At 54.3% G+C, this 3,559-nt stretch carries 6 protein-coding genes; 4 read left to right on the top strand and 2 right to left on the bottom strand.

Annotation, left to right across the window (positions count from 1 at the left end):
- On the bottom strand, positions 1-174 hold a 174-nt coding region (locus tag ACOSYY_RS03870; protein ID WP_421660953.1), incomplete at its 3' end, for an acetyl-coenzyme A synthetase N-terminal domain-containing protein.
- A 169-nt stretch (positions 175-343) separates the two neighbouring features.
- Here ACOSYY_RS03870 and ACOSYY_RS03865 point away from each other — a divergent pair.
- Complete coding sequence (locus ACOSYY_RS03865; protein ID WP_421660952.1) at positions 344-1,738, top strand: caspase family protein; 1,395 nt, start codon at positions 344-346, stop codon at positions 1,736-1,738.
- On the opposite strand, the gene ACOSYY_RS03860 is transcribed toward ACOSYY_RS03865, so the two are convergent.
- Complete coding sequence (locus tag ACOSYY_RS03860; RefSeq protein WP_421660951.1) at positions 1,735-1,905, bottom strand: hypothetical protein; 171 nt, start codon at positions 1,903-1,905, stop codon at positions 1,735-1,737. The genes ACOSYY_RS03865 and ACOSYY_RS03860 overlap by 4 nt on opposite strands.
- Positions 1,906-2,046: 141 nt before the next feature.
- Here ACOSYY_RS03860 and ACOSYY_RS03855 point away from each other — a divergent pair, with 141 nt between their 5' ends.
- The 3 genes from ACOSYY_RS03855 to ACOSYY_RS03845 all read left to right on the top strand — a co-directional run.
- Entirely contained in the window at positions 2,047-2,613 is a 567-nt protein-coding gene (locus ACOSYY_RS03855; protein WP_421660950.1) for a hypothetical protein, read from the top strand.
- Positions 2,614-2,649: 36 nt separating this feature from the next.
- Positions 2,650-3,264 carry a penicillin-binding protein activator LpoB gene (locus ACOSYY_RS03850; protein WP_421660949.1) on the top strand — a complete coding sequence of 205 codons (615 nt, stop codon included), beginning with the start codon at positions 2,650-2,652 and terminating at the stop codon, positions 3,262-3,264.
- On the top strand, positions 3,239-3,559 hold a 321-nt coding region (locus tag ACOSYY_RS03845), incomplete at its 3' end, for a hypothetical protein (protein ID WP_421660948.1). The genes ACOSYY_RS03850 and ACOSYY_RS03845, both read left to right, overlap by 26 nt.

Below are 3,559 nucleotides of genomic sequence, written 5' to 3'. Positions count from 1 at the left end.
CCAAGGAGAAAACCACTCCAGCTCCTTGGCTTCAGTGCTCCAAAATGCTTCAGGGTCTGCGATGGATTGTTTGTACTCGGTTTCGTAGTCTTTGATATAGGCTGCGGCTCTCGTCTTCGCGGTCGGCTGGTACGTTCGACTTCCCTTCAACAGGGTCTCGATCTTTTCGCTCATGGAGATAGCGTCTCCTTCCTCAGCGCAGTCCCTTGCGGACGCGTAATTATGGAGAAAGTCGAGGGCACCTGCAACTATACAGTTGTTACGAGACCGGCCCGCCGTGGCGCCACGGGTTCTCTCGGCTCCGTTTCTTGACACCCGTCTAGGCCGGAGATAGGCTGACCCGATGAACAGCGCAAGATATGTTTGGACAAACCGATTGCTTATGTTCCTATGCGTGCTTCTATTGGATGCTCATATAATCGGCATTTTCTCTATTGTTACTCCGCATCCCGCCGAGGCCCAATCGGGAAAGCCGGAAGGCCTGTACTACAAGTCGTGGGCGATCATTATTGGAATCGAAAACTATGTCGTGGCTCCTCCCATCCCGGGAGCGATCAGCGACGCCAAGAAGGTTGCCGAGGCGTTCCGGCGGTTGGGGTTTGATGAGGTGTTTGAGTTCTACGACAAGGATGCCAGCTCGCGACGCCTTCATCAGCTTTTGAACGACATGTTGCCGAGAAAAGTTGGACGCATGGATCGACTCGTCATCTTCTATGTGGGCCATGCCGGGTTTATGCAGGATCCCGACGGGCAAGATCTCGGGTATCTTGTGCCGTTTGACGCACAGGTCAATAACGCAGCGAAGTCGATCACGGTTGAGCACCTAAAAGAATTTACAAGGCGGTCGGCTTCCAAGCACACGCTCCTGATTCTCGATGCGCCCGTATTCGGATGGGAGACCACTGCGCCGCCGGAGCTTTCATTGGAAGGGAGACTGGCGCCGGAAGCGGATATGGATCGGCGTGCGGTCCAAGTCATTAGTGCGGCAAGTAAAGGAGAGACCACTGTTCGCGCCGAGAAGAGCAGCCGCTTTGTGCAGGCACTATTGGCCGGACTGTCCGGTGATGCCGATCTTGACGGAAATGGCTGGCTCATGGCTTCCGAGTTGGGGACTTATCTCGTGCGGCAAGTCGAGGCGGCTTCCAGTGGTACGCAACGTCCATCGAGTCTACGGATCGACGGTGATGGAGATACGGCATTGATCGAAGGACGAAGGTCGACGTTTACGCTGGGAGCCGGTCCTCAGACTCCTTCTGAGCGGCAACAGGCGGCGAGGGCTCACTACGAACGCGCCGTTGCGCTGCTACAGGAAGGGAAATCGATGGAAGAAGCATTAGAGCGACTGGATCGCGCGATCGGCTACGATCCGACCTACGGCGATGCGTACGTTCTCAAGAGTTATGTCCGGCTGGAAGTTGTGCCTAACCTCGATGAGGCCTTGGCGACCGGCCTTCTTGCCGTGAAATATGCGCCGGAAAATTCCGATTCGTTTTATATACTGGGATTGATTCACGAAAAACGCGGAATGTTTGTGGAAGCTGAGACCGCCTTTCGAGAAGCTTTGCGCGTGAACAACACGTATCAAGATGTCTACTTCGCGTTGGGGACCCTGTATGCCGATCATCTTCATGATCCACCGAAGTCCGTGGAGGCGTTTCGCCGGTACTTGGAACTAGGCGGCACCCATGATCGAGCCCGAGCAGCCGTCACCCAAGCTGATCACTCTCCGGTTCCTTAATCGTTCTCGCCGCCTTTCAAGTATCCAAGGCCGATCTTGACCGCCCGACGGGTAATTTCCGCCCAGCGTGCCTGGGGGTAGGCAGCGAGTACCGCCGAAGCCTTGGGATCTTGAATTTCAAGGTTCAGAATTTTAATGATGCCGTCGTCAATCTGAATGTCTGCCACAGGTCCTCCCTTCCATGATGAGACTGCTCGAAGCCGGCGTTGCGTTGACTGATACCAGGGCCCATGTTAGCATGATTCTAACATTTCTTCCCGGGATATTTTACATAAGCTAATATACTTATTCACCTCAAGGAGGATTGTATGATCCGGTCACACGCGCTTCATTCAGGGCTGGTCGGTCCTGGTCTTGCGATCCTTCTCGCCATGGGACTGGCGGCTTGTGGCGGTCCTCCTAAATGGGTTGAAAAGGGGTCCGGGGCCTATAATGAAAAAGACAGCAAAGCTTTTTATGGCGTGGGGGCGGTCGCGGGAGTCCGTAATGCGCCGCTTGCATGGGATACGGCTGAGAATCGCGGGAGGGCTGAAATCGCTAAGACATTTGAGACCTATACCGGGTATCTGATGAGAGACTATGCGGCCTCAACGACCGCCGGAGATTTTACCCGCAATACAGAGGAGCAGCATGTCGAGCGGGCCATCAAGACCATCACGACTGTTACGCTCAGCGGAGTTCGGAAAATAGATCAGTACATGGATCCCAAGACCAACACCTATTACGTGTTGACCAAGCTGAGTTTGGAGGATATGAAGAACAACTTGGAACAGGCCAAGGAGCTGAATAAAGAGGTCCGGGACTATGTGAAAAGGAATGCCGACCGTCTGTTCGAACGGTTGGAACAGGAAGAGGAAAGGAGAGGCGTTCGCTAACGACATGAAAATGATGTCCACTTTTTTCCGAGGTTTATGGTGATCCGGGAGCATCGTCCGTCGCTTGTCGCTACAGTGAGTGTCGTCCTTGCGTTGTCGGGATGTGGACACGAAACAAAGGTGACCCGTGTCGATGCCGGAGTCGTTACGGATCTGAGCGGTCGGTGGAATGACACGGATTCGCGTATGGTCGCCGAAGCGATGGTCAAGGATGCGTTGCAATATCCCTGGCTCGGGAATTTTGAAAAGGCCAACCAGCGGCAACCCGTCGTGGTCGTGGGGACGGTCCTGAACAGCAGCCATGAACATATCAGCGTACAAACTTTCATCACGGATTTGGAGCGAGAACTCACGAATTCCCAGAAAGTCACGTTCGTGGCCGGCAAAGGCGAGCGGGATGAAGTTCGAACCGAGCGGAAAGAGCAAGCCATCTACGCTCGCGAAGACACGCAAACAGCTCCCGGAAAAGAGATCGGGGCCGATTTCATGATGAAGGGTACGATCGCCACTATTCTCGACGAAGCCGAGGGAACCAAGGCGATCTTCTACCAAGTGGATCTCCAGATGATCGATCTGGAGAACAATGCGAAAGTCTGGTACGGGCAGAAGAAGATCAAGAAGGTGGTTGAAAAGAAACGCACCGTCTTTTAGTTCCGCGACGCTGTTGAATCCATTCCTTCCACGCTGTGCCCACGGGCCGATCTCCTTACTGCCGTTTCTTGCCGTTCTCGTGCTCTTAACCGGGTGTGGTCCTTCCGCCAATCGCTACTTCCTCATTGAACAAAGCCTCTTTGCCGGTAATCCCCAACGGGCCGCGGCGATCGTCGAGCAAGCTGAGAAAGAATACGGAGCAAAGGGGCGATTGCTGTATGAAATGGATCGGGGAATGGTGCTGCAGCTCGCGGGCCAATATCAGCAAAGCAGTGCGGCATTGGAGCGAGCGGAA

This window comes from Nitrospira sp. BLG_2 (genome assembly GCF_049222245.1).
The sequence above is the reverse complement of the archived record's forward strand: the minus strand, read 5'-3'. Positions and strand labels throughout refer to the sequence as shown.

What these genes read in the sequence shown, in the direction of transcription:
- ACOSYY_RS03865 (WP_421660952.1), top strand. Translation starts at nt 344, where the DNA reads ATGAACAGCGCAAGATATGTTTGGACAAACCGATTGCTTATGTTCCTA.
- ACOSYY_RS03855 (WP_421660950.1), top strand. Translation starts at nt 2,047, where the DNA reads ATGATCCGGTCACACGCGCTTCATTCAGGGCTGGTCGGTCCTGGTCTT.
- ACOSYY_RS03850 (WP_421660949.1), top strand. Translation starts at nt 2,650, where the DNA reads ATGGTGATCCGGGAGCATCGTCCGTCGCTTGTCGCTACAGTGAGTGTC.